A 25473-nucleotide genomic window follows, 5' to 3' on the forward strand; every position below is an offset into this window, starting at 1 on the left:
AGTACTAATTATCCGTTATTTGATGCTGTAAAATATCCGCTATTAGCTCCACAAACACTCAAGCAATATTGGTGTAACCATCATGGTTCTAGCCGCACCCCAGCACCAAAGCCCTATAGTGACTTGGGAAAAACTCCCCGAAGATTTTATTCTCCCCGACGACCCAGTGGAAAATATTCAACAGCCTTCCCTAGCAGCAGCGCTAACAGATGCGCTGGGTGCGACAAATCGCATTCAACCCCACATGCTAGTCGCAACCAATTTTGGCATTGTGGCGAATATTAATCAAAAAACCGTTGTCAAAGCCCCAGATTGGTTGTATTTTCCCCGTGTCTCGCCTGTGGGTACAGGTGTAATTCGTCGCAGCTACACACCGAATACGGAAGGTGAAAATGTGGCTGTGGTGATGGAATTTCTCTCAGATACTGATAACGCGGAATATTCAATTCGTCCCACCTTTCCTTACGGGAAACTATACTTTTATGAACGCATCTTGCAAGTTCCCACCTATGTAATTTTTAATCCTTATGAAGTTACTTTAGAAGTGCGTCATCTGGAAAACGGTCAATATGTTTTGCAGCAACCGTCAGAATCAGGTCATTTTTGGATCAGAGAGTTAGATTTATTCTTGGGAATTTGGCAGGGAACCCGTTTAGGGTTAAATATTTACTGGTTGCGGTGGTGGGATCAAGAGGGTAATTTATTGTTGTGGAGTTCCGAACAAGTGGAGCAGGAACGTCAACGAGCAGAACAGGAACGTCAACGAGCTGATAATGCGATCGCACAACTGGAAGTTGAACGCCGGCGTCAAGAAGCACTAGCTGCAAAGCTGCGGCAATTAGGTATTGATCCAGATGTGGAATCATGATTGTAGAATTAGTTTTCGGACGACTAGCTAGAAACTCAACTTTGACGCACTTTTGAAACAACTTAGTCAACTCACCGCCAAAGATTTATCGCCCTGGATACAACAAGCTCAAATCCAAGCTGCAAAAGGGTTAGTTCCCGATCGCATTCCCCAATTAGCTGTGGCTGATCCGCGTTATTTTGCGGTGCATATTTGTTGTACCACAGGAGAAAGCATCGGCTACCAGGATACGGCTTGTGTGTTTCCGCTGATGAGTGTGATCAAACCGTTTTTGCTGCTTTATCTTTTAGAAAAGTTGGGAGCAGAGAAGGTTTTGCAGTGGGTTGGGGTGGAACCGTCAACCGCTCCGTTCAATTCTCTAGAACAGCTCATCGCTGACGGTGGACGCCCGCGCAATCCGATGATTAATAGTGGGGCGATTACTCTAGCGGATAAGTTACCAGGAAAGGATGCTAATCAACGCACACAACAATTTTGTCAGTGGCTGAATCAATTGGCTAGTTGTCAGCTCACCTTGGATGAAAGTATGCTGGCTTGTGTGCGCTTGTCTCGCTCTCCAACTAATTTAGCGATCGCTCATCATCTCCACTCTAGCGGATATCTAGAAAATATTGAATCGGCTATTGACACCTACGAACAAATATGCTGTCTTTCCGGGCAGGTGGCAGATTTAGCCTTGCTAGGAAAACTTTTAGCGGCTGAGAATCATCTGTTGAAGCCGCAAAATTGCCAGCTTGTCAATGGAGTGATGTTCACTTGTGGACTGTATCAAGCCTCAGCCGAGTTTGCGATCAGAATTGGTTTACCGATGAAATCAGGGGTTGGTGGTGGATTGTTGGCGGTGATACCGCGTGTAGGAGCGATCGCCTGTTATAGTCCTCCTTTAGATAGTGTAGGTAATCCACTCGGTGCGATCGCTTTTATTGAGGCTTTATCTGGTAGTTTGCAGTTGAGTGTTTTTAGTCCGTAGTTATGGGCGCTAGACTTTTTTTGTTTCACGCATAGACGCGGAGCGGCTTCCCGCAGGGTAGGCGCAAAGACGCAAAGAAGGACTTTTACAAGAGACTCCCCACACTCCCCATCTCCCCACCTCCCCATCTCCCCATCTCCCCACCTCCCCACTCCCTACAACGCCGCTCCAACCAGAGACTCTCGCTTTCTGCTGGTGATGATTCGTTCTTGCAATTCTTGCCAACACACGCCTTCTAGGCTGGGTAAAACAAGATTAGCTTGACCCACATGTTCAACTGGCCCTAGCCCTACAGCTAACATCCCGGCGGATTTGGCTGCTTGTATTCCGGCTGCGGCGTCTTCCAAAACGACACATTCTGACGCTGTTAGCCCCAGTTGTTCGGCTGCAAATAAGAATAAATCTGGTGCGGGTTCGGCTTGGGGGACGCTATGACCATCGGCGACAGCATCTAGTTGATGGCTAATACCTAAGCGTTGAATGACAACTTGAGCATTTTTACTGGAGGAACCCAAGGCTATTTTGATACCTGCTGCTTGCAATTCTTGTAGGAAGTTGGCGACTCCAGGAAGTAAATCGGCGGTGGTGATGTTTGGTGTGAGTTTGAGGAAGTAGCAGTTTTTGCGCTCTATCATTTCTTGGATTTGTGCTTCAGTGGTGGAGCGATCGCCTAAAATTTGTTCTAGAGTCTGGCGATGGGATAATTTGGCTATTTTTTTGTGCGTTTCTCGGTCAAAGGTAATGCCTTCTTCGTCTGCGAGTTGCTGCCAACTGAGATAGTGTAACTCGGAAGTGTCTGTTAGCACGCCTTCTAAATCAAAGATGACGCCTGTAATTTTCGGGCGAGCAATGGCTGTGGCTGGACGCAAATCAAATTCATAACACTGATTGCGCCACTGTAAGCGAAATTGCAACCTTGTCCAGTTGGGTGGGAGGTTGGGACAAGCCATCGGCCCAGATTCTGTGATGCGAATCCCCGCAAAACCAAATACTACAGCTTGCCAAACTCCACCAGCACTAGCGGCGTGAATTCCTTCATGAGCGTTGAGTCTGACATCTTCTAAGTCTACCAAAGCTGACCGCAAAAAGTGGGTGTATGCTTGGCTTGGTTGATTCAGGTCACAGGCGAGGATGGCGTGAATTGCTGGGCCGAGGGAGGAACCGTAGGTATGGTCGGTGCGCTGGTTGTAATAATCCCAATTGCTTTGGAGGGTTTTATGGTCGTAACGCTGACGCAATAGGTAAAGCAGCATCAACACATCTGGTTGTTTGAGTATCTGCTTTTGGCTGGTGGCTTCGATTCCCAACAAACTTTGCAGGGATTTGTGGCGGGGTTCATAATCGGCAAAGTTGATATCTTCTAATTGGAAGAAGCCATCAAATTGTTCAATTAAACCTGTTGCGGCGTCTTGAGTGACAGCTAGACGCTCTTGAATTTCTGCCCAAAGATGTAAATTTTCTGTGGTTAAGTTGAGTTTTGGTGCTAATTGGGCAGCTGTGGTTGGATAGGTTTGCTTTAACCAATCCCACACGGCTAGGGCTGATTGTAAATGCCACTGTACCATCAAGTTGGTGAAGGCGTTATTATCGACGCGATCGTGATTCTCGTCTGGGCCGATGACGTCCAAAATTTCGTAACATTGACGCTGTGGATGCCATTGCACTCGACTTTGCCAGAAAATCGCTGTATCCAGGATGATTTCTGCGCCATAATCACGCATCCATGCATGGTCGTGGGTATGCTGCCAATAATGCCATACAGCATAGGCAACGTCAGCGGTAATATGTACTTCAATATCGCCGCACCAAATTCTAATTAATTCTCCTGGTTTTTTCGCATCGGGAACCCAGCGGGGAGTGACTTCATCACCAGTTTTGGCGCTTTCCCACGCATACATTGCGCCTTGATATCCCGCTTCTTGGGCTTTGCGTCGCGCTCCTGGTAAGGTGTGGTGGCGGTAGGTGAGGAGGTTACGGGCTAAGGCTGGTTGGGTGAGGGTGAGGAAGGGGAGAATAAAAATTTCTGTATCCCAAAAAATGTGTCCGCTGTAAGCGAAACCAGATAGGGTTTTGGGAGGAATGCTGACATGGGTGTCGTGGCGCGGGGTGACGGCTAGGAGTTGAAAGAGATTATATCGCACACTCAGTTGAGCTTGGCGATCGCCCTCAATAATAATATCGCTGTCTTGCCAGACTTTTTCCCAAGCGGCGATGTGCGCTGCTAGCAAGGTGGGATAATTTGGTTCTTCTGCTAATCTTTCTAGTGCTGCGGCGATGGGGATTTCGGCTTCTCTGGAGGTGAAAACGGTGACAATCTTGTCTACAGTCACGGTTTTTCCAGGAATACAATTGCAGGTTGCTTTTAAGGTGGGGAAAGCATCAGTTTTTTCTAGACGTACAGATGCTGTGTCATCACCCGCAACCACTATTTTTGCTGCCATCCCCAGTTTAATTTCTGAGTGGCGAGTCTGGTTATAGAGCCAAATAATTTCTTCTACACCGCTTTGGTTGAGAGTTCGCCAGTGTTTGACGCCTTGGTTGTCTACTTGTGCATCTAATCCAATTTCTACGGTGATATCACCCTGGAAATCTAAAGATGTGTATCCAGCGCGAATTGCTAAGACATGTTGGTCTGCGAGACTAGCGAAGCGCTCGAAGTGCAAATCTAGAGTATGTCCTTTTGGAGAACGCCACCGCACATCACGGCTGAGTATACCCAAGCGTAAATCTAGACGCCGTTCATAATGGAGAATCTCGCCACTATCCATCGTAAAGCGATCGCCTGCTACTATTACTGCCAAGGGCAACCAATTCGGACAGTTAACAAGTTCGCTATGGGTGATAGCGACATCATCATACACACCATGAATCAGAGTTGCGGGAGTATCTGCGGGGTATCCTTCTTCAAACGTACCCCTGGTGCCTAAATAACCATTGCTGAGAGTAAAGACGGTTTCCTTATGGTGTAGTTGCGCTGGGTCAAATTCTGTTTCAATAACGTTCCAGTCTGTGGCTGCAATCATGTTTTGATTGTATTGGTGATGATGAGCGGATACGTTGACCATGAGTAATCGAACCTAATTCCTAAGGCTATAGTTTGAGCCAGATAAAATCTCAGTTTTCAAACTAATTTTGAGGTTTTATCTAGGTAATGGGCTATTTTTGTTCAGTTTTTTAACTTTTAAGCAGCCTGACTAGAAAACATTCATGTTGGTGATAATAGAAACATTCCCGTTTTCATCCCTCTCAAGCAATATTTTATTAATAACTTATATTACAGCAAAGTCCGAACCAAAAAAATCCTGCGATTATATATTTTTTGATTTTATTCCATAAATTAATAATTTTTAACCAGATACTGTTTTACCATAATTAACTCTGTGTAAGCGCACTTTGTTGAATCAATCACGTTAACTAAAATAATTTCAATCACTTTGATAATTCAATTTTACCGTAATCACTCAGTATAAAGATGCAGGTTTGGTAATGTGTAATAGGCTAATTACCTATTACCAAATTCCTCGTCCACAAGAGGAAGAGGAATTTTAATATTTTTTCCAAGGAAATTTAGTACCCATTTCCGTTAGCGCCGAAAATATCAGGTAGAGAATCAATAAACCTGCGCTGGTCAAGAAAATTACTAAATCGTTATCCATATTTACAATGAAATTAATTAAACTTTTTTTTGTCCGACAACAGCAGATAACATAGCATTATAATCAGCAAAAATTAATATTGACGGCTCCTCAAAAATGTTTACAAAACTGATACGGCAATGTAGGGCGCGAAGACCGTTGAGGATGCGAAGACCGCGCCCCTACTGTTCCCCACATTTCCTTGTGAGTTATGGGTATTTAAGAAAGTTGATATTTGCGGTGAAAACTGTCAGCAAATAGTGACAATTAGCAGAGAAAAAATCTGTATAAAATCCCAATAAGATGGGGTAAATAAGAAACAACAAAATTTCTATCGGATTTAGCTGCAATCTATATTTAGTGAGGAATCACAAATGCTCAAATCCTCGTGGAGAATGGGTTTTAGCTTGTGAAGCAAAAAAACACTAAAGTCTAGCTCAAAGAAATATTGAATTCCCGATTTTTCATGGGTATAAGTGGGAATTACATTTTATTTATTCTCTAAAACATGAGACAAGACAGAATTTTCTATTTGATTGGCATAAATTAATCAGTAGAAACCAGCAAGTGCAATTCACAGGTTTTATGTATAGTAACTTTCTCAATCTGACTGTTTCTCCCTTGACGATCGCTGTTATTGGCGGCGGTTTGAGTGGTTCCCTGGTAGTAGCAAATTTATTACAAAATGCAACTAGTCCTTTATCTGTCAAGTTGATTGAACGTCGTCAGGAAGTGGGTAGAGGTGTTGCTTACAGTACACAGGTGGATTGTCACTTGTTGAATGTACCAGCGGGGAACATGAGCGCTTACGCAGATCAACCAGATCATTTTCTGTATTGGTTGCATCGTCATGGCTACCCAGAGGTAACAGCCAAGACTTTTGTTCCACGTCAGGTTTATGGTAATTATATCCAAGCCACCTTAAAATCAGCGATCGCTAATGCAGCGCCTGGCGTCCACTTTGAACAAATTATAGACGAAGCGATCGCCATTGAAACCACCAACCACAGCACCGCAATTTATTTAAGCAGTGGTGAGTGCTTATATGTGCAAAAAGCAGTGTTAGCTTTAGGAAATCTACCCGCAACTTTGCCTAAACCGCTGAAAGCTGTGGCTCATCCCTACGTCAAAGATGCTTGGAGTCCAGAAGCGATCGCGCTTTTACACCCAGAAGATACTATCCTCCTAGTGGGCACTGGCTTGACGATGGTGGATGTAATGGTAGCTTTAAATCAAAAAGGGTTCCGAGGGAAAATCCATGCTGTCTCGCGTCACGGATTGATGCCTGTGCGTCACCAAAATACAGTCCCATACCCAGTTTTTCTCGATGTGGAAACTGCACCGAAAACAGCACGGGAATTGCTGCATTTAATACGCCAGCATGGGCGCTTGAGTCAAAATTGGCGGGCGGTAATTGACTCTCTTCGTCCCCTAACAGCACAACTTTGGTCAGCCCTCCCACTCTCCGAACAACGGCGATTTCTCCGCCACATTAAAGCTTACTGGGAAGTCCACCGCCATCGCATCGCCCCAGAAATTGCTGATGTACTGGATGCAGCAGTAGAATCTGGTCAGTTGCGCCACTATGGGGGACGCATTCAAAGTTGTCAGCCCACAGAAAACGAGTTAAATGTCACAATTCGGGAACGGGGAACAGGTGAAGATATAGTTTTGCGAGTTAATCGAGTGATCAACTGCACAGGCGCCAACGGCAATTATTGTGGAGCAAAACAACCATTAATCGCTAGCTTGGAAACTCAAGGGTTAATTCGTCCCCATGCACTGGGTATAGGAATCGATACTGCTGCTAATGGTGCCTTAATTGCTGCGGATGGCAAGATTTCTCAAATGTTATATACCATAGGAACGCCCCGCAAAGCAAATCTTTGGGAAACTACTGCTGTTCCAGAAATTCGGGTACAGGCGGCAAAATTGGCGCTAGAGTTACTCAAATCCAGTAATTCCCTTCCTGCGGTGGCTATTCAACCGAATTGGTTTAGCAATTCATTCACCGTGTTGCAGAAACCCGCTATGCTATTTCGTCAACTGTTTGATCCAGAATCGAGTACCTACACTTACCTCATTGCTGATCAGTCAACCAAAGCTGCTATTTTAGTTGATCCGGTGTTAGAGCAGGTGGAACGTGACCTGCGGATGTTGCGGGAATTGGGGTTGACTTTGAAATATTGCCTAGAAACCCACATTCACGCTGATCATGTGACTGGGGCTGATAAACTCAGACAACTGACAGATTGCTTGGCAATTGTACCAGAAAAAGCCGCCGCCGTCTGTGCAGACCGCTACATCAGGGATGGTAACATACTGCAATTGGGGAATTTAGAAATTCTGGCGATCGCTACTCCAGGACACAGCGATAGTCACATGGCGTATCTTGTCAACAGTACTCATCTATTAACTGGAGATGCATTATTTATTCGAGGCTGTGGTCGTACTGATTTCCAAAATGGCGATCCTGGCTCATTATATGATGCCGTCACCCAAAAGCTGTTCACCTTACCAGACGACACCTTAGTTTATCCCGGTCACGACTATCAAGGACGGACAGTATCGACTATTGGTGAAGAAAAAACCTGGAATCCTCGATTTGCAGGACGCGATCGCTCTGAGTTTATCGAGCTAATGAACAATCTTAACTTGCCGATGCCCAAAAAGATCCTCGAAGCCGTCCCCGCAAATCAACAATGTGGTAGAGGTTTATTTACTTTAGACTTCCAAATTTAAACGCAATATCAATAATTCCATCTCTTCTACAGACGCGGGAGGAAGTCCAATTTCAGGCCTTGCTGAATTGAAATATGAATTTATCTCGCGCAAAGGCGCAAAGACGCAAAGGCGCGAGAAAAAAATCATCCCATCATTCAGCAACGCCTTTTCATGAAATAATATGAATCACGAACTACGAGGGCGAAAGTTACGTAAGCGCAACGCATTCGTCACTACGAAAACTGAAGACAAAGCCATTGCTGCGCCGGCAATGATAGGGTTAAGTAACCAGCCGAAAAAGGGAAAGAGAATCCCTGCGGCGATGGGGATACCGACACCGCAGCTTGAATAGTTGGGATATCAGTTTTACGAGCATCATATTCCACCGTTGCTTGTTCCGCGCCAAAATTGACACTACATGCACTCACCCCAGCAACAGAAATAATCGCATTTTCCACATTTTTGGCACAGGAAGCGCAACTCATACCCCGTAGTTGCAATCTGGTACTTTCCATGATCAATACTCCCTGACTAATAACTATTCTCATCTTCAATGCTCTAGTGGACTAGAGAGTCAAGAGCGATCGCCAAAGTTCAAAGATGCGCTAAACTGAGAAAAATGGGGTAAATATAACAATTTCCAATTACCTGAGGTACACTCTGGCTACCCTCCACCCTCTAGTTCCTAGCCCCTAACCTCAACGAAATCTACCTCACTAAAGCAAGAAACGCTATCTCATACTTCATACTTCACACTTCATACTTCATACTTCACACTTCATACTTCACACTTCACCCTTCAGCGATCATGTCTCAAGAGCATAACGAATCACTCCAAATTCAACAGATAACTGGACTTAAACCAAAACATTTTGCTGATTTAATTAGAGCTGCACAATTGGTTTTTGACCCGAACGCAGGACTTTCAGGTAGAAATTTAATCATCGACTGGCGAGAGTTTGGTATTCCCCTTGACGTCGCAGAAAATTTAAAATCCCTTGGTAAACAGTATCAATACGCATCTCCCCACGTACCCATAGAAATCGTTTGGAGTCAATTAACTGTAGAAACTCGCATTTGGTTTATTGAACATAAAGACGAACTTTGGCGTTTGGAAGAAGCATTCCCAGCCCTTGATGAAGATTAAGAGTAGGCAATGAGTAATAGCATAATATTTGTGGGGTGAGAAAAGATTACCTAGTTATACCAATTCTCCAAAACAAGGTTACAGATGAGATAATAAGACTATATTTTGCTGGCTTTATCTGTAGCCGACTTTTAGAAAATTGGTATTACACCATATTTCTGATAGTAAAATAATCAATAATTTCTGATAAATCAAGGCTGGCTTCTGGAGAGATAATATGTTGTTTCATTCCTGTATCTCTTTCGCTTGACGCAATTTAGAGCGCAATCTTTCAATTACAACTTCCCCTTGTATTCCTTCCCCTCTATCCAATTGTTCAATAGCTACTTCAACTTTTTGCCGTGTTTTTTCTATCCACTGTTGATAACCTTCCACTCTAATAACAGCTTTAATGCTTTACTAATTACTTCTTCAGGATTGCTATATTTACCTGTAGCGATTTGTGCTTCAATGATTTGCTCTAATTCAGGTTGAAGTTGGATATTCATGATTTTTACTTTTAACTTATGAAAAGCTTTAATCTTGTTATAGCAGCATTCAATTTTTATTAGAGGATGCTGGTCATTTTTAATCGCTTCTCATAGGGTATTATACCTAGTGGCGTGGCAAGGCTAAAATAGTGCAATAGTAGGGTGCGTTGTCGCGGAGCGCAACGCACCGCCTGCGGAGGTCGAGACGGTGCGTTACTTCGTTAACGCACCCTACAAAAATAAAAATCTATGCAACATTTTAGCCCGGTCACGCCACTACAAATACTGTTTCCCGTTCCCTGTTCCCTGTTCCCTTCTTTTGTAATTGTTGAGATAGTCTAAGTTCAGACCCACAGCATCCGGCGCGATCGCCTGTATCGATGTACATAGTTAAACTAATCAGAAACCCTTTAGATGAATTTAATTAGCGTTTCCCCGACTTTAGAAAAATCTAACATTACCAGTCCAGTTGCTGCCAAAACACACCTGCTGGTCAAGCAAATCGCCGTCCTTTTCTGGGAAATGCTGCTAGCGCTACCCCTGGGTTTAGCTTTGGTAGAGTTCCACTTTGGTGGTATAGCTTGGATATTTGGGGGTATGGCCGCTGGTACTGTTATTTTACAAATATGTCGAATTTTTTACCAATATTCTCCCAAACCAAACCGAACTGCAAGAAAGGTGGGGATGGGACTTGTGGGTTTAACTGTTGGTGCTTCCACTGCTAAAGCTCATCTAGCTAGTGTCGCTTCTGGTATCCCAGTTTTCGTCTTGCTCACACTTTTCCTGATCTTGTGCGGTGGTGTCATCGGCTATATTTACTCCCGTCTCAGTAAAACCAACCTATTAACGGCGATGTTGGCTACAGTTCCCGGCGGTGTGGGCGTCATGGCGGCGATCGCAGCTGATTATAATAAAAATGTCACTTTAGTAGCTTTGGTGCAATCGCTGCGGGTTACAACCGTAGTTGTGTTGATATCTTTCATTGCGCGGTCATCGGTAGGAAATTACTCCTATTCGCAACCACTCCCCACCATCAATAACTTGTTCACTTGCAATCCTTCCCAACTAGGATTATTGTTACTCGTATTGTCAGCCACAGCACTGGTAGTTTATTTTGCCATCAAATTCAAAATTCCCGCCGGTGATTTTTTTGGGGCGCTGCTAATTGGGATTACATTCAACCATTTGCTAGATTGGCTACCCTTTGTTGGTGATATCAGCTTTAGCCCACCGCCACTAGTAAATATAGTAGGACAAATGCTGCTAGGAATTACCATTGGCGAGTATTGGGGAGAAAAACCAGCTTTTCGCAAACGGACTATAGCTTATGCTTTCTTGTCTGTAGGGATGACTCTGATGACTGGAGCGATCGCTGCTTTCCTAGCCATGCAATTAACCAACTGGGACTGGTTAACTTGTATGTTAGTCACAGCACCAGGAGGCTCGGCAGAGATGATCCTCGTCTCCCTCACATTGAATCATAATGTAGAAATTGTCACAACTGGTCATTTAATCCGACTAATTGCGATTAATAGTTCTCTACCAATATGGGTATTTATCTTTCGCCGAATTGATAGTCAACTGCAGGCTGAAGTCTGATTTTTTTAGTTAGTTAATCAGGAGATATAAAATGGTTGCACAAACTCAAGAATTAGATGCTCTACACTGGGTAAAAACTCGTTCTTCTCTTGATCCTACCGAATCCACCTTCCTAATTTGGACAGGGAAAATTTATGCTTTTGTCCCTGGTGAAAAACGAAAACTGCTCTTTAAAATATTAGGAATGAGTGTTAGTAGATGTCTGTCTACAGAAGAGGGTAGCTGGGATTTTACATCTAGAGAATTAACTTATTATCTCGACCCAGAGACAGATGAAATTTTGCGAAAATGGGAAAACCCTTGGACAGGTGAAAAACTAACTGTCATTCACGTAGCAAATGATCCTGTTCAGGGACATTTCCGAGGAAAATTCCCAGTACAAGTTGAAGAAGAAAATACAACTTTTGTTTTTGATATATTTCCTACTTACCCCAATGTTTTAGCAGAAGATCCGCAGTTTGCCGAATACAGTCCATCTAAAATTTATCAAGCTGCGGAGTTATTTAAAATCAGTGTACCCACTGCAGATTTATGGGATTCGACATTAACATCAGTTTCTCAATTAAAGCTGAGTTGGGATCGAATTGGTCAATGGCTTCCTTGGATGAAAATGAGCGATCGCCCTGGTCATTTGATTTATAGTACCACAGGAAAAAAGGTTGCAGGCTTAACAGATTTACCCCCATTAATCCAACAGGAAATTAACACCCGCGTTCCTTTATATAAAAGCGCTCCCACATCATTTCAAGAAGGAGAAGATATGACTTCTTGGCTATATTTTCAAAAACACTTTGATGCTTATTTAGCAGGTGAGATTTTCCCCATTGTTACTGCACAGAAATGAGCAAGAATAGCTAAAACTTCCGCATATTCATACTCACCGGGTCAAAGCCTCTAGAAAATCGCGTGCTTTCGTCATAGAAAGCACCACTCAAATTAGCACCATACAACTTAGCGTAATTGAGTTTAGCTCCCCGCAGATTAGCTTCATTCAATTTCACACCACATAAATTAGCTCTGGTTAAGTTGGTTTGAGCGAGATTGGCTCGACTCAAATCAGATCCCCAGAGTTTAGCTTTAGCGAGGTTAGCTCCACTTAAGTTTGCTCCCCAAAGATTGATTCCTGGTAAGTAAGCGCCAATTAGCCTGACTCGGCTTAAATTGACTGCTGGAAAATGTTTTTCCCCTGCGGAATAGCGCCGCCTTAATTCATTAGCATCCATAGTTTATATTTAGGGAAGAGGGAACAGGGAACGGGGAACAGGGAACAGGGGAAAGAAGGAATATTAGAAAATAATGTTAGTAAATAAGTTTAATATTCCTTGAAGTTTTAGGCTATGTATCTAGCACAAAAGGGGCTGAAAAATCTTTGTTATTTAATATTAATTGTTCTCTTCACTCACCTCCACCCCATCCCGCCCTAGCCCCTATTCCCTAGCCCCTTTCTGATTACTTGCAATTATTTCAAAATCGAAAGCACTAATCAAGCGATCGCCAACATAGACTTCTATTCTATGCTTACCGACAGGATCACCGGGGGTAATAGTCCAAAAATTTTTAATTACACCGTCTGTAGTCGTCACCGTGCGTTTTGTCACTGCGTCCTGTCCATTAGGAGAAATAGAAAAGTTTTCGCCGCTATTTGTACCCCAAGTTTCCGGACGTTTAGGTAATCGCAGAATTTCGCGCCATGTCACTTCCCCTTTGTAGTCCTTGAGTTGAATTTGCCAGCCGTATCTACTCCCCTCTTTAAATGGTACTTTGGTAGTGGGAATAAAAGTTGCTTGACGCTGGGCATTAACTCTCTCCACCCCGAAATCCGCTTTGTTCACAGCTGGGGATATTACAGGCTTCTGTGCGAAGACAGAATCACTATTAATCGGTTCAAAAGCTATCAGCCCAGAAGAAGTTAGCACAACCGTAGCAGCCCAAAGTCTCATCAACATAATTTTTCCGCAAAATGTTTGCTAATTATTTCCATCTTCCTTCCTCCTCTCCGGGTTGAACTAGGAGATTGTGACTGTTTGCAAAAAGGAAAAAATGAGGGAGAGAATAATTAATACCAAAAATTGCCATAACGCCTTATACCCCTGCTACCAAATTCCAAAAGTAACCATCTGGAGCGGTGAAAGATAAACTTTGCTCACCAAATTCGTTAGTCAAGATGTTTGTGAGATTTTGGACTGGAGTTTGGCTAATGCGATCGCCAAATTTTGCTATTTCGCTGACACGGTAGGTGTATAATGAAATTCCCCAGCTACCCGGTTGTGCGGCACTAAACCGCGACTCTAAATTCATCGCCTCCGGAAACCTGACAATATAAAGTCTCCCACTACGCGCCGCACTGAAGTCAGTTTGAGAAGAACGCGGATCATCGAAAGCGGTAACAATAAACTTTTCACCAGGATGAAGATCAAAAATATCTCTACCCGCAGGCGAAGATTCATAACTAGTTTCCACATCGTCGCGCACCCGCAACAAACCTAAAACTTCCTCATAAAACTTCAGCGTTGCTTTGCTATCATCTTGAACAATCAACCCCATATGGGTGAACTGACTAGTTTTAAAAGTAGCATCATGGTTAACTTGTCCATAATTGGGCAGTGTATAACCAAACCTTTGAAATAAAACCTGTCTAGTTAAAGGTTGTAACAGCAGCATTTCTCGCACTCCCACCGCAGCATCTATAAAAGGACGGCTTTTGCGCTCCTTGTTGTAGATAATTTCCCAGTAAGGTTGAGAGTATCTAATATCCCCACCCGCTGCTTTGGCTTCTTCTGCATGATTTAAAATGGTTAAAACATCAGTAGTTAAGCTTGTCGCCCAGCGATTACCCCTAACTTTCATCGTCCCCGTTCCCAACCCCTCATTAGTGGGATTTTGCCACACCATTAACCGAATCAAACCATGGTCAGCATTTTGATGATAAAGGCGAATCGAGCGTAGAGACGAATTCACTTTATATAATTTATGGGCGACATCTGCAGATAATTCGCCTACTTGACCAATCCGGTAGCCGAATTGCTCCCAATATTGAATTGCGGAAATTGGCTCCGGAACACCAATACAGACTTCATATATCCCGGCTATTGTAGTTTGTTCTTGGGTCATATGGTAGATGGGAATCACAACTACCATTTCACCTTATACTGTTTTTTTGTAAAGCTCTGAATTTTTTCCAGTAAATGAGATACACAGGTAGGGGCACAACAATGTTGTGCCCTTCCGATTAACAGCAACACCTAAAATCACAAATATCTGGACTTTACGCCTAGGATTGCTGGTGTAGTTAACGCAAAACTGCGGCGCAATTGAAAATAGCTCAGTTGTTCTTTAACTGTTATCGGCAAATAAGCTTCTACTAAATTGGGGAGACGGAAAACAAGATAATCTAAAGCTACAGCTAATTGCAAACTAGCTAAATCGGGTGTAACTTCGGCAGAAAATTTTGGTAAATCCCGTTCTGAAAGCGCCTGCAATACTTGTTTAATAACTTGCTCTGTTCTGGCAATAAAAGGATGAAGCGTGGCGTTTTCTGGAGAATAACGTGCTAAACTGACGTGGCGAAAGGCAGTTTCTATGAGCATTTTTCCCAAAGCTAAACGCTGATAATCAAGCAAAGTTGCTGGTGTGGAATTAACAGTTAAATAATTGGCAATAATACTGCTTTCGTATAACACATCTCCATTGTCTAATTGTAAAACTGGTACTGTGGAAAATGGATTGATCGCCAACAAATTTGTCGGCATTGTCCACGGATCAACCCAAATCAATTCCATTTCTTTGATGTTATATTCCAGTGCACAAATTAAGATTAAACGGGCGAATGGGGAAGTATCATTTAAATACAGCTTCATGACTTCTGAATCAATTGTGGGCAAGGCTGAGGATGGGTAGCCATGATGCAAAAAATGGAAATCACTAGAGCTGTAACACTGATGGCATATAAAGGTAAATAAGAATCAGCATGACTAATTAACAACGCCATACAGAAACCGCCAAAAGCTTGAGTTAAAGCAAACGAAAAAGTCATCGCACTCCACGCAACACGATGTTGTTTAGCTCCAACTAGTTCTAGGGCGTACATTGAAACCAAAGTCACAATCCCTGGGGTAAACATCCCCACCAAGAATGCAGAGAAATGTAATACCCACAAAGTGGTGGTGAGCAAGGGTAACGCCACGCCCAAAGCTTTCAGTGCAAAACAGACTAATAAACAGCGTCGAAATCCCCAGCGATCGCCTAATATACCAGTTAACAACGGGCCAAGAGCTGCACCTATGCCAAATAATGACCAGGACACACCACCCACCGCTAGAGAAAACCCTAACTCCCGCACCAGAAAGTCCACCCAAAACAGTGTATGCGGTAAAAAACCCACGGCGTTACATGCATAGGCTATCAATAAATACCACATGCTCTGATTTTGCCAAAATTTGACTTCTTTTTCACCAATTGGCGAATAATTGACGTCACCAGATGCAGCCGATTCCACAGATATCTTTGCCCAAGTCTTCCATGTAACTAGACTTAAGAACGCACAAGTGACGCCCATTGTCAACCATGCAAAACTGATGTGTATGCTCACCATCACAGGAATCAACAAGCCAGCTAAAGCCGCACCCAGACCAATACCTGCAAAAATCACCCCTGCAACACGTCCCCGTTGGGTTGGGGATACGTGGGGTAAAATCATCGGTGCGGCTAAAACCATCAAAATGGCTCCACCAAAACCTGCTAAAAATCTCCAACTATAGAACCAGAAAAAGCTCATATTCGGGAACGAGCAAGCGAGGTAACTAAGAGAACATAACACCATCCCCCATCGCACTAAAATCGTGTTACTGACGCTTTTGATGACACGCTGAATAAATATCGGCCCGAGTAAATAACCAATTAAGGTAGCAACACCTAATTGGGCTGCATCTTCCTTGGAAAACCAGTGAGCTTGAATCAGTGCAGGCATCAATGTAATATAGGCAAAACGCCCGATTCCATTGCCGATAAAGGTAGCAGCTAACCCAGCCAGCCAAAAACTGGATTTATTTCCCCTCATAAACTTTCTCCATTCGCTGATGCTCACTCGGCGCAGATTTGGCGTTGATTTGATTGACTAAAGATTGCACAATTCGATCTGCATCAAGTAATGCAGTCGAATTAACAAAAGGTCTGGGCAAAATAAAGGTGTAAAACTTGGCTCCCTCGGTTGGTGTTCCTAATACCCAAAAATTTTGGTATACGTTATTGTCTCTGCTAATTAAATTAAAATCTGATGAAATATCTAAGCCATTGGGATGAAATTTTTTATTAAAAAATGGGCGAGCAAAACCATCGTTTATCAGTTGTCGCAGCAAGAGATTTGAGCTTTGTTGAGGGCTAGGCATAGCAATGCGTGAACGAATCAAAACATCAGATTTAATAGTTTCAAATTGTCCATTAATGACAAATAAATTACTGGTTTCATCAAATTTCCACTCAGGGTTTATTCCCAAATCTATTTTTAAAATTCCAGCTTTTTTTAATGCCAAAATCTCCTCAATTCTAATTTTTGGAGGGCCTACAGCCAAGCGATTCATTACAGGAATAAATGAATAAAAAAGCCAGCGATGACTACTTTCCGTCAATCCAGCAAAATCAATAGCATAGCGGATATTATCTCTGACATCTCTCAAAACATCACAAGCAGCTTTGAGAGGATTGGAAACGTTACCTTCATTAGCATTTCTGACATCTGCAACTAAATAATCATCGAGCCATGCATTAAATTTATTTTGCGATTCTAGGGCGTGAGGTGGTATGGGATTTACCAAATTTTCCCAATTAAAGTGATGTTGTAATGGAATATAATCAACAACTAAAGATTTGCGCTCATTATCTTTAACAGTTAAATATGCATTAGCAAATATATTTGCTGCAATGTGACCATGATGTTTTTTGATATAAGTTTTGCTATAGACAAACTCCATATCATTTAATAACAATGGCAGTAAATTAACTGCAAAATTTATTTTTTGATATTTCTCTTTTAAGTCACTAATCGCTTTACGGGTGAGAAAATTAGCTTTATATTGTTCCCGGGCTTCTTTTTCATTTTTGGCTCTTGCTGATAATGGTAATCCTGAACGAGAAAAGGCGATTATTTTTGGCTCTTTTTGTGATGCTTGATAGCAAAGAACCTGCTCTTGATTGCGGAAGAATTTCCCTCCTCGACCTATCGTCAGCATAGATAAGACGTCGCATGTTGATAATCCCAAACCTTCCAGGGCTATTGTTTCATGGGATTGAATACCTGATGTGGATATGTGGAGAGGATAAGCAGAAAATAAACGGCGGTTTGCTTCATTCTCTTGCAAAATTTCTTGTTCATGTCCCGTTGTTAAAAAAACATAATCTTGGTGGTATTTATCACCATTTTCTGTCTGAATGTACCATGTTGTGAGGGAGCAAGAAGCAGAAACTACACGCTGTGCAACTGGTTTAATATTTACTATTTCCGGTGCAAGCTCGCATAAATAGCGAAAGCCCCATTGTAAATATTCACATAATAATTTTCTGGGATAATAAGCATTAGGATCTTGTGATGAGGAGGTGTAGTCACAAAGCCATTCATAAAAAGAAGGGCCATCTAAAATGAATCCAGAACCTTGCACTGTATGGTCTGAAAAAATAGTTATTTGGCTGGCGATCGTATTTACTAATAAATGCTCTGCTTGGTCAATATAATGACAACCTGCTCCCAAAGGATTAGGGTCAAAAATATTAATATTCAAGTTGACATCTGGTGAAAATTGTTTGGCTCTAGCAAAAGCAATAATCCGCTCTAGAACACTTAAACCCCTAGGACCTGCACCAACAATTGCAATATCAATAGCAATTGGCCCTATCCATTTACTAAAATCAATTACAAAATTTGTTTGCTGATTGATAAATTCTTCCATGATTGTATTTTGTCAATAAACAACACTGCTAAACTTCATTAAAAACCGATCAAAATATCGCCCTTAATCTCAGATTTGCAGGATTTTTTAAGCACTATGAATCTTATAGTTGCCAAAAATTTGGAGTTAGGCTAGGGAAAGCACACCTAAAATTAAAAAAAAATCAAAATAATCAGTTAAGTATTTTCCACATATAAGAGTTACAACTCTTAAATTATGTATAGTTATTTTTCGCTCTTAAACGGGCATAATTGATTTACACAAGTTCTTTGTCAGAGATAAAATGTCAAATTTGACGATTGAGCAACTTAAACAAAGTGATGTGCCTGTGATTGTCGCCGATCACAAAGGAATTGTGGTGGATATCAACACTCATTTTGTCGATGTTTTTGGGTGGACTGGTGAAGAAATCATCGGTCAACCGTTGACGGTAATTCTCCCGCCGTTCTTTTATGACTCCCACAATTTGGGATTTTCTCGCTTTTCTGCTACTGGACAAGCTACAGTTCTCAATCACCCATTAAATCTGAAGGCGGTAACAAAAGATCATCAAGAAATTGAAACTGAACACTTTATTATTGCTGAAAAACACGAAGGAATTTGGTTTTTTGCAGCTACATTACGCCCTTTGGAAACGACTTAGGTCGCTAAGGATTGAATATCTCAGATGAGTGACTTGGATTCCCAACTTAAACAACTTCGCTCAACTCTGAGCAAAATGGAAATTGCACTGAGTACGGTTGAGGAATGTATTGTTTGGACAGATGGTCGGGGTAGAATTAAGTGGTGTAATGCTGCTCTTGAACGTTTTTTCGGACAGACTCGTTTATTACTTTTAGGAAAATCATTACCAGAAAAACTGCCTTTATTATTGAATGGACAAGTCGTTGCGGATGAGTTTCATCCTGTGATGATCGCATTGAAAAGCTGCAAAAATGGTAAACAATGTTATGAATATTCTCAATCCAATCAATATCTAACTTTAGAAATCGCTTGGTCGTTTGTAGAAATTACTAACAACTTCGCACAATCAGATGACTCTGTAAGTTCAGTGTTAGTGTTGCGAGATGTCACTCGCCAAAGAGAAGCAGAACGTAGGCTTCAAGAAGTGAATGAAGCTTTAGAACAACAGGTAGCTAAACGTACCCAAGAGTTGCAGGAAGCTAATGCTTGTTTACAAACGGAAACTGTACAACTACAAAAGTTACTCAATGAACTTCAACAGACCCAAGCTCAATTAATTCAAGCGGAAAAAATGTCAGGACTGGGACAATTAGTTGCAGGAATTGCTCATGAAATTAATAATCCAGTTAACTTTGTTTATGGTAATTTGACTTATTTGAAAGAATATGGGTTAGATTTATTGCATTTATTACAACTGTATCAAAAGCATTTTCCTCACCCTGGAAAAGAAATTGAGAAGGTTGCGAAAAAAATTGACTTAGATTTTTTACAAACAGATTTTCCCCAACTCCTGAGTTCGATGGAAATGGGGACTGAGAGAATTACCCAGATTGTGACATCACTGCGGAATTTTTCACGGTTAGATGAATCAGAAATCAAAGCAGTTGATATTCATGAAGGTATTAATAGCACTCTACTTATTTTGCAACATCGACTCAAAGCTACATCAGAATATTCAGAAATCAAGGTAATTAGAGATTATGGTAATTTGCCATTGGTTGAGTGCTTTGCTGGACAATTAAACCAAGTATTCATGAATATTTTGGCAAATGCAATTGATGCGATTTTAGAGTCTAAAATTAAACAAATCTCTGAGGAAATTAACGATCGCTCCAGCAACATCACGATTCGGACATCTGCAATTGACTCACGATGGGTGGAAGTTGTGATTGCAGACAATGGGACTGGAATTTCCTCAAAAACTCTACCACATATTTTTAATCCATTCTTTACCACAAAACCTGTCGGTAAGGGAACAGGAATGGGAATGGCTATTAGTTACAAAATTATTACCGAAAATCACGGCGGTAAGCTCACCTGTTTTTCAACGCCAGGAATGGGGACGGAATTTATTATTCAAGTTCCTGTCAGGATTTCTTTAAAAAAGAAGAATATTTAACACCATGTTACAAAATGCGGTTTGTTAGGGACATACCCGCAGGGGCGGGGAAAACCCGCCCTACAGCGAGCGATCGCACACCTATTTCGGGACTTCGGTTTTCTCAATCACCTCTTCTGGTGCTTGAATTAGAGTCCGCTTAGAAAATCCCCAGGCTAAGACTAAGCCAATAGCTGTAATCATTGCCCATTCTGGGGGGACAAAATTATCGTTTACTACTTTTAACAACAAGCGCAAACCCACTAAAGCTACAGTGACATAGCCTGCATCTTCTAGATTTTCAAATTCATCTAACCAACGGATAAACAATCCCGTCATGTAGCGCAAGGTAACAATCCCGATGGTTGTACCCGTGAGTACTAACCAAGTTTCTTGGGAAACAGCGATCGCTGTGGTGACACTATCTAAAGAAAAGGCTAAATCTGTTAGAGCAATCACGGGTATAACTTGCCACAAAGAGCTAAAACGAGGGCCGTGACGCTGATTTTCTTCGTCTTCATTGACTGTGAAGTGTTGAAACACCAGCCATAGTAGATAAGCAGCACCGAGTAACTCAAATTGCCAAAAATTTTGTACCCAGGTAGCTGTTAATAGGAGCGTGATTCTGAGCACATAGGCAACAACTAAACCCAAGTTTAGCGCTTGTTGCTCAAGTTTTTTGTCTTCCAATCCTTGGGCGATCGCAGCGAGGGCGATCGCATTGTCAGCAGATAGCACCGCCTCTAACAACACCAGAATAAGCAGGACTATAGGCGCTTCAACGCTGAAGTGGAAGTGAAGATAATCAAAAATTTGGTCTAGCATTCCGGGTATCTCAAACAGAAAAAATTAAAAATTAACTCGAAGGGTTAATTTAATCATGAAAAGTGCAATAAATTGCTACTTTTATTCAGCTTAACGTGGTTAAGAGTCATGATGAAGACTATCATGTCTATGCAGTGGCAAGATTACATGGGATGTTGAGTGTATGACGATACACCAAAAGTCTTAAGATTTTCTATATTTTGGGATAGTGGAGCGATATTTTTTTCAACGCAGAGGTACGCTGAGGTTAGCACATACCGCCAAAGGCGGAACCCGCAGGGTAGGGACGCAGCGTTTTAATCCGACACCGTTCTCGCAATCTTCGATTCCCCTGGCTCCAGATGATAATAACCCTGTAATCCATGTGGATGCATAGCCGGGATTACCTATCGGTTCTAGCCCTAGATTTTTGCCTAATTGTTGCAATTCTTCACTCTTACTTGCTTGCTAGCTCTTCACGTGTAAACATATAAATGCCTGAATAGGGTGATTCGGTGGTTGCAACCGTCCAAATTGATAACCACTGAATATAATTAATAATATGCTAGCAAACTATTAAGCAAGATTTGTTTCAAACTTGTTACATTATGGCACGCAAAGGTGGGAATCCAGACATCAAAGACCACGGTTTCACTACCGACCGAGAGCAGCCATTATCTGAACAACTTAATATCAGAATTACCAAAGAAGCGAGCGATCGCCTCAAGCAACTAGGTGACGAGAAAGCTGAGTTTTGCAGAGATGCAATTAATAAAGCGCTAGATGAACGCGATCGCCAGAATCAGTAAATTATCGACTCAGTTGGTCAAAAAACCAACACGAATTTTGCCGTTTTGAATTGCGCTGACTGTAGTTGTTCCCATCAAGGCGATGATGGAAGGGACAAAGGGTAGCCAAACGCCGCAGATGAGGACGCCAAAACAGGATACATACACAACACTACAGCTAATACCAACTGCTAAAGATAACCGGGAAAGGGAGGATAACCGCCAAGCAATAATTCCCCCTACTAAAGACCAACCACTAATCCAGAGTAAGTCTATCCATGGTGAGGAAACTCGCAGCAGTGGGCGTCCATCCAAGACATGACTGAGGATTTGACTGACCATGTGTGCTTGTAATAATACTCCAGGCATCTGCTCGTTGAAAAGATTGCCGTAGGGAGTTGACCAGTAGTCTGGAGAATCTCCTTTTGCTGTCACACCGATCAAAATAATTTTGTTGTTGATCGCCCTGGAATTGAGGGGATTGTTGAGAAACTGGGTTAGTGTCACCTGTTCGGCAATTTTTTTGTTCGCACGGTAATTGAGTAAAATTTGTCCACCGCTAGCATCGATACCTTGATAGCCGCTAGCATGGGATGAGAGGCGAGGCAGCACAGTATGACCGAGTTGTAAATTCCCTTGGGGGGTGAATTTTGGTTGAATTCTCTTGGGAAGTAGATAGCGGAATACTAATTGCATACTCAGTGCATAGGGCGCGGAACACAAGGACGCTGGCTCTTGGTTCATATACATGAGATGACGACGGACCACCCCGTCGCTATCGTGAATAAAGTCGCTGTATCCTATTCGTTCTTGGGGGATTTCTGGCGGTGGTGCGATACCTTTGATATTTTCGAGTGTATCGCTGCCTTTGCAGACACCAACTAAGTTTTGAGTTTGTTGGAGATGGGGAACTAAGTTTGGCTGCTCGGCGGGAAAATCACGGTAGATATCTAAGCCGATGACGCTGGGTTGATATTGTTTGAGTTTGGTGAGTAATTTCTGCAAAGATGTATCTGAGATGGATGTACCTTTGAGAATTTCGCCTTGTTGGCGCTGAAATGCTAGGTCTGTATCGTCGATTGTGATGATCAGCATCCGCTGATCTGGGGATTCGAGGGGACGCGATCGCATCATCAAATCTAAGGCTGTTAGCTCTGTACTTTGCAGTAGTCCTAAAAACCTGACTCCACAAACTACAGCAGCGATCGCTAAACCGGAAAATACGGTTAATGGAAATTTTTGCTTGACATTTGCAAATAAATGTGTATTTCGGACACGGATGAAATCTTCCCAAGTGGGGGGGATTTGGGCAGGATTTTGACAAATTACCGGTAGCCAAGTTGCACAGGGAAATTTATCTTCTAGTCCTTGTAGGCGTTCTCGTCCTTGGCGCACTGCTTGGTATAAGGATTCACCGTTAGCAAAGGCGTCCAGAAAATATTTTAAGAACTCGTGCGCCACTTGGTCGGGTACAGGTTCGCGCATGACGATAATTTGCGGAATTTGCAAATCAGCTAATTCTCGCGCTAGTCCCAATCCATCACAGGAGTTGAAAATTGCTAGTTGTAATCCTCTTTCGATGGCTTTTTTCAGAGCATATTTTAACTCGTTGATGCTGAGGCTATCGGTTTGATTCAGATAAATCCGCCCGCTAGCGTCGTTGTCCTGACTCGAACTATGTCCAGCGAAGAAGAGGATATCCCAATTTTGCTGCCAAAGATGATCGGTTAATTGTTGTAGTTGTGGCTCCACCAAAAAGCTGACATTGGCATTTGTGCAGTTTTGCAACAGCAGTTGGTCGGCTTTGGTGTCAATTCCTTGACTATTGCCCACAATAGCGAGAATATTCACCACATGGTTGGGTGTGGGTGGTTTGTGAATGCGATCGTAAGTTGGTGATGATAAACCAATTTCCGCTTTGGGGTAGCGTTCGAGTAAGTCCCATAAATGCCAAGGAAGGCGCTGCAATTGGCTATCGTCCGCTTGTAAAATCACCCGCACTTCGTCTGTGGGTAGTAATCTTTCTAACCATTTTTCCCTGACGGGGCGAAACTCTTCGGCTTGTAACCAATTATTGAAACGTGCCCGCAAGATATGGGCGGTGTGGTAACAATTTTGTGTAGTTGACACATTTGTGATCTGTACCTGATCAGCATCCAAACGATAAGTTTGTCCTAAACGTCGATAACTAGACTGCCAATGGTTGTAATAAAGAGGCATTTCGGGACATGGAGGCAGTTTACCACTAATTTCTGTTGTGGGGCGATCGCGTTCTTCGCCAATCTGCAAACTGACAGCAAACCCCTTCTCAAAGTCACCATCGACGAACTTTAGAACTACTAATTTACCCATGATTGTACCTGCGCTCCCATGTCCCATCATCGAAGCTGGATCATAATTTGTAATTTAAACATCATTAGGGCTGATGCCAGCTAGAACGCACCTTTAAATCACAAACCTTTCTATAATACTTGTATCGTTAAGTGCTACTTTTACGCTAAAGTACTCTTTCGCATCGCCGCGAAACTGCAACTGGATATAATTGTCAGCACTTCTGGCTTGAGCTTCCAAAAATGTTGACCCTGACTCATCTAAAACTGTTAATTGCACTCCTGGTGGTAGATAAACTTGGCTCCCTAGGGGGTGCAGTTGCAGGCGAATACTGGTTTTTTGGTGAGTGTGAGGGCTGATTTCCACAATCAGGATCACTGGTTGATTAGCGATTTGGATCCCTAAATCAATCAGTTTTGCCCGTTTGGTCAGTGCTTCTGAGTGTTGGGGTGCTTGTTGAAAAATTTCCGGAGAACGGAACGCATAAGCTGGTGGGACTCCCAAGGATTGCCATAACCCTTCCACAGTTTGCCAACCAGACTCAAAAATGCCAATAAACCACTGAGTTAAATTCACTGGCGATTGCTGTAGTTGCCATAGATGATCAATAAATGCCTCTGGTGGTAAAAATTTACTGAGAGGCAATTGCTCTGTGTTCACACTCGCCACAAAACCGAGAATTTTTGCCTGTTGCAGAGATTCATCGATTTGTACTGCTACATAACCCACCCGTTCCGTCCAGGTTTCCGGGGGGACAGCACATATCGAGTCATTCACAGCTACAGGGCGACACTCCAAACGACCAATTGCTGGTATTTCTAAATCAGCAACATCAGCACAAAGCCGTATCACTGCATTCCAACTGTCACTCGCTTGGAGGTTAGTAGTAATATCCATCATGTGTAGATAGTCGTTGACTACCCACACTGCTAGGGTATTGAGCCGGACTTGCTCTGCTTTTTTAGGCGTGGTCTGTTGGTTGGCAAACTGTTGAGCTATTCTGCGTGCTGCTTGGGTGATTGGCAAGGGTACAGCGGAATCTTCTGACTTATAGGTGGTGTTACTCATAGTTCAATCCCCAGTGATCAATGCTGCTGTGTACTTATCACCCACATTCTCTAAATTTATGCCATATTT

The 25473-nt window shown here is 42.5% G+C and carries 21 protein-coding genes and 2 pseudogenes; 9 read left to right on the plus strand and 14 right to left on the minus strand.

Features of this window, described 5'->3' with window-relative positions; translation table 11 throughout:
- Positions 1–82: 82 nt before the first annotated feature.
- Both MIC7126_RS0123250 and MIC7126_RS0123255 read left to right on the plus strand, forming a co-directional pair.
- The gene (locus MIC7126_RS0123250; RefSeq protein ID WP_017655531.1) at positions 83–868 is read left to right on the plus strand and encodes a Uma2 family endonuclease; all 786 of its coding nucleotides are present in this window, start codon (positions 83–85) and stop codon (positions 866–868) included.
- Between the two features lie 52 nt (positions 869–920).
- Positions 921–1838, plus strand: coding sequence for a glutaminase (locus MIC7126_RS0123255; RefSeq protein ID WP_017655532.1), 918 nt, complete (start codon positions 921–923; stop codon positions 1836–1838).
- A 9-nt stretch (positions 1839–1847) separates the two neighbouring features.
- Here MIC7126_RS0123255 and MIC7126_RS32305 read toward each other — a convergent pair whose 3' ends face one another.
- Both MIC7126_RS32305 and pgmB read right to left on the minus strand, forming a co-directional pair.
- Positions 1848–1982 carry a hypothetical protein gene (locus MIC7126_RS32305; protein WP_274517497.1) on the minus strand — a complete coding sequence of 45 codons (135 nt, stop codon included), beginning with the start codon at positions 1980–1982 and terminating at the stop codon, positions 1848–1850.
- Between the two features lie 11 nt (positions 1983–1993).
- Positions 1994–4903 carry a beta-phosphoglucomutase gene (pgmB, locus tag MIC7126_RS0123260; RefSeq protein ID WP_051050413.1) on the minus strand — a complete coding sequence of 970 codons (2910 nt, stop codon included), beginning with the start codon at positions 4901–4903 and terminating at the stop codon, positions 1994–1996.
- A 1155-nt stretch (positions 4904–6058) separates the two neighbouring features.
- Here pgmB and MIC7126_RS0123265 point away from each other — a divergent pair.
- The gene (locus MIC7126_RS0123265; RefSeq protein ID WP_017655534.1) at positions 6059–8215 is read left to right on the plus strand and encodes an FAD/NAD(P)-binding protein; all 2157 of its coding nucleotides are present in this window, start codon (positions 6059–6061) and stop codon (positions 8213–8215) included.
- 374 nt (positions 8216–8589) lie between these two features.
- On the opposite strand, the pseudogene MIC7126_RS32090 reads toward MIC7126_RS0123265, so the two are convergent.
- Positions 8590–8745 (minus strand): annotated as a pseudogene (locus tag MIC7126_RS32090) (heavy-metal-associated domain-containing protein); the annotation flags it as partial.
- 260 nt (positions 8746–9005) lie between these two features.
- On the opposite strand from MIC7126_RS32090, the gene MIC7126_RS0123275 reads away from it, so the two are divergent.
- Positions 9006–9344, plus strand: coding sequence for a hypothetical protein (locus MIC7126_RS0123275; protein ID WP_017655536.1), 339 nt, complete (start codon positions 9006–9008; stop codon positions 9342–9344).
- A 225-nt stretch (positions 9345–9569) separates the two neighbouring features.
- Here MIC7126_RS0123275 and MIC7126_RS28215 read toward each other — a convergent pair.
- Positions 9570–9832 (minus strand): annotated as a pseudogene (locus tag MIC7126_RS28215) (ribbon-helix-helix domain-containing protein).
- A 396-nt stretch (positions 9833–10228) separates the two neighbouring features.
- Here MIC7126_RS28215 and MIC7126_RS0123285 point away from each other — a divergent pair.
- The gene (locus MIC7126_RS0123285) at positions 10229–11413 is read left to right on the plus strand and encodes an AbrB family transcriptional regulator (RefSeq protein ID WP_017655537.1); all 1185 of its coding nucleotides are present in this window, start codon (positions 10229–10231) and stop codon (positions 11411–11413) included.
- 31 nt (positions 11414–11444) lie between these two features.
- Positions 11445–12257, plus strand: a complete 813-nt coding sequence (locus tag MIC7126_RS0123290) for a DUF1838 domain-containing protein (RefSeq protein WP_017655538.1) — start codon at positions 11445–11447, stop codon at positions 12255–12257.
- 10 nt (positions 12258–12267) lie between these two features.
- On the opposite strand, the gene MIC7126_RS0123295 is transcribed toward MIC7126_RS0123290, so the two are convergent.
- From MIC7126_RS0123295 to MIC7126_RS0123320, 6 genes are all read right to left on the minus strand, one after another.
- Positions 12268–12636, minus strand: a complete 369-nt coding sequence (locus MIC7126_RS0123295) for a pentapeptide repeat-containing protein (RefSeq protein WP_017655539.1) — start codon at positions 12634–12636, stop codon at positions 12268–12270.
- A 204-nt stretch (positions 12637–12840) separates the two neighbouring features.
- Positions 12841–13359 (minus strand): hypothetical protein, encoded by a 519-nt coding sequence (locus tag MIC7126_RS0123300; protein WP_017655540.1) that lies wholly within the window; start codon positions 13357–13359, stop codon positions 12841–12843.
- Between the two features lie 136 nt (positions 13360–13495).
- Positions 13496–14524, minus strand: coding sequence for a VOC family protein (locus tag MIC7126_RS0123305; protein ID WP_026100480.1), 1029 nt, complete (start codon positions 14522–14524; stop codon positions 13496–13498).
- A 137-nt stretch (positions 14525–14661) separates the two neighbouring features.
- Positions 14662–15270, minus strand: coding sequence for a glutathione S-transferase family protein (locus MIC7126_RS0123310; RefSeq protein ID WP_017655542.1), 609 nt, complete (start codon positions 15268–15270; stop codon positions 14662–14664).
- On the minus strand, positions 15267–16469 hold the full coding sequence (locus MIC7126_RS0123315; RefSeq protein ID WP_017655543.1) for a YbfB/YjiJ family MFS transporter: 1203 nt from the start codon (positions 16467–16469) through the stop codon (positions 15267–15269). Before MIC7126_RS0123315 ends, MIC7126_RS0123310 begins: the two co-directional genes overlap by 4 nt.
- Positions 16456–18351: an FAD/NAD(P)-binding protein gene (locus tag MIC7126_RS0123320; protein ID WP_017655544.1), complete on the minus strand. Its 1896-nt coding sequence runs from the start codon at positions 18349–18351 to the stop codon at positions 16456–16458. Before MIC7126_RS0123320 ends, MIC7126_RS0123315 begins: the two co-directional genes overlap by 14 nt.
- Before the next feature lie 283 nt (positions 18352–18634).
- On the opposite strand from MIC7126_RS0123320, the gene MIC7126_RS0123325 reads away from it, so the two are divergent.
- Positions 18635–18994, plus strand: coding sequence for a PAS domain-containing protein (locus tag MIC7126_RS0123325; protein WP_017655545.1), 360 nt, complete (start codon positions 18635–18637; stop codon positions 18992–18994).
- 24 nt (positions 18995–19018) lie between these two features.
- Entirely contained in the window at positions 19019–20434 is a 1416-nt protein-coding gene (locus tag MIC7126_RS0123330; protein ID WP_017655546.1) for an ATP-binding protein, read from the plus strand.
- An 81-nt stretch (positions 20435–20515) separates the two neighbouring features.
- Here the strand turns inward: MIC7126_RS0123330 and MIC7126_RS0123335 are convergent, their stop codons facing one another.
- Both MIC7126_RS0123335 and MIC7126_RS31415 read right to left on the minus strand, forming a co-directional pair.
- Positions 20516–21238 (minus strand): TerC family protein, encoded by a 723-nt coding sequence (locus tag MIC7126_RS0123335; protein WP_017655547.1) that lies wholly within the window; start codon positions 21236–21238, stop codon positions 20516–20518.
- Positions 21239–21463: 225 nt separating this feature from the next.
- A complete protein-coding gene (locus MIC7126_RS31415) occupies positions 21464–21664 on the minus strand; it encodes a hypothetical protein (protein WP_169330790.1) in 201 nt (66 codons plus the stop codon).
- A 161-nt stretch (positions 21665–21825) separates the two neighbouring features.
- Here MIC7126_RS31415 and MIC7126_RS0123340 point away from each other — a divergent pair, with 161 nt between their 5' ends.
- The gene (locus tag MIC7126_RS0123340; protein ID WP_017655548.1) at positions 21826–22026 is read left to right on the plus strand and encodes a hypothetical protein; all 201 of its coding nucleotides are present in this window, start codon (positions 21826–21828) and stop codon (positions 22024–22026) included.
- Positions 22027–22035: 9 nt separating this feature from the next.
- Here the strand turns inward: MIC7126_RS0123340 and MIC7126_RS0123345 are convergent, their stop codons facing one another.
- Both MIC7126_RS0123345 and MIC7126_RS0123350 read right to left on the minus strand, forming a co-directional pair.
- Positions 22036–24357: a CHASE2 domain-containing protein gene (locus tag MIC7126_RS0123345; protein ID WP_017655549.1), complete on the minus strand. Its 2322-nt coding sequence runs from the start codon at positions 24355–24357 to the stop codon at positions 22036–22038.
- 93 nt (positions 24358–24450) lie between these two features.
- Entirely contained in the window at positions 24451–25404 is a 954-nt protein-coding gene (locus MIC7126_RS0123350) for a DUF1822 family protein (protein WP_017655550.1), read from the minus strand.
- Between the last annotated feature and the right edge of the window lie 69 nt (positions 25405–25473).

It is taken from the genome of Fortiea contorta PCC 7126, assembly GCF_000332295.1.
In the GTDB taxonomy this organism is placed as follows: domain Bacteria; phylum Cyanobacteriota; class Cyanobacteriia; order Cyanobacteriales; family Nostocaceae; genus Fortiea; species Fortiea contorta.

Excerpts from the sequence above, each read along its gene's own strand:
- MIC7126_RS0123285 (WP_017655537.1), top strand. The coding sequence starts at position 10,229 with ATGAATTTAATTAGCGTTTCCCCGACTTTAGAAAAATCTAACATTACC.
- pgmB (WP_051050413.1), bottom strand. The coding sequence starts at position 4,903 with ATGGTCAACGTATCCGCTCATCATCACCAATACAATCAAAACATGATT.
- MIC7126_RS0123330 (WP_017655546.1), top strand. The coding sequence starts at position 19,019 with ATGAGTGACTTGGATTCCCAACTTAAACAACTTCGCTCAACTCTGAGC.
- MIC7126_RS0123335 (WP_017655547.1), bottom strand. The coding sequence starts at position 21,238 with ATGCTAGACCAAATTTTTGATTATCTTCACTTCCACTTCAGCGTTGAA.
- MIC7126_RS0123310 (WP_017655542.1), bottom strand. The coding sequence starts at position 15,270 with ATGAAGCTGTATTTAAATGATACTTCCCCATTCGCCCGTTTAATCTTA.
- MIC7126_RS0123340 (WP_017655548.1), top strand. The coding sequence starts at position 21,826 with ATGGCACGCAAAGGTGGGAATCCAGACATCAAAGACCACGGTTTCACT.
- MIC7126_RS0123305 (WP_026100480.1), bottom strand. The coding sequence starts at position 14,524 with ATGACCCAAGAACAAACTACAATAGCCGGGATATATGAAGTCTGTATT.
- MIC7126_RS0123290 (WP_017655538.1), top strand. The coding sequence starts at position 11,445 with ATGGTTGCACAAACTCAAGAATTAGATGCTCTACACTGGGTAAAAACT.
- MIC7126_RS0123345 (WP_017655549.1), bottom strand. The coding sequence starts at position 24,357 with ATGGGTAAATTAGTAGTTCTAAAGTTCGTCGATGGTGACTTTGAGAAG.
- MIC7126_RS0123250 (WP_017655531.1), top strand. The coding sequence starts at position 83 with ATGGTTCTAGCCGCACCCCAGCACCAAAGCCCTATAGTGACTTGGGAA.
- MIC7126_RS0123350 (WP_017655550.1), bottom strand. The coding sequence starts at position 25,404 with ATGAGTAACACCACCTATAAGTCAGAAGATTCCGCTGTACCCTTGCCA.
- MIC7126_RS0123315 (WP_017655543.1), bottom strand. The coding sequence starts at position 16,469 with ATGAGGGGAAATAAATCCAGTTTTTGGCTGGCTGGGTTAGCTGCTACC.
- MIC7126_RS0123295 (WP_017655539.1), bottom strand. The coding sequence starts at position 12,636 with ATGGATGCTAATGAATTAAGGCGGCGCTATTCCGCAGGGGAAAAACAT.
- MIC7126_RS0123265 (WP_017655534.1), top strand. The coding sequence starts at position 6,059 with ATGTATAGTAACTTTCTCAATCTGACTGTTTCTCCCTTGACGATCGCT.
- MIC7126_RS0123325 (WP_017655545.1), top strand. The coding sequence starts at position 18,635 with ATGTCAAATTTGACGATTGAGCAACTTAAACAAAGTGATGTGCCTGTG.
- MIC7126_RS0123275 (WP_017655536.1), top strand. The coding sequence starts at position 9,006 with ATGTCTCAAGAGCATAACGAATCACTCCAAATTCAACAGATAACTGGA.
- MIC7126_RS0123320 (WP_017655544.1), bottom strand. The coding sequence starts at position 18,351 with ATGGAAGAATTTATCAATCAGCAAACAAATTTTGTAATTGATTTTAGT.
- MIC7126_RS0123300 (WP_017655540.1), bottom strand. The coding sequence starts at position 13,359 with ATGTTGATGAGACTTTGGGCTGCTACGGTTGTGCTAACTTCTTCTGGG.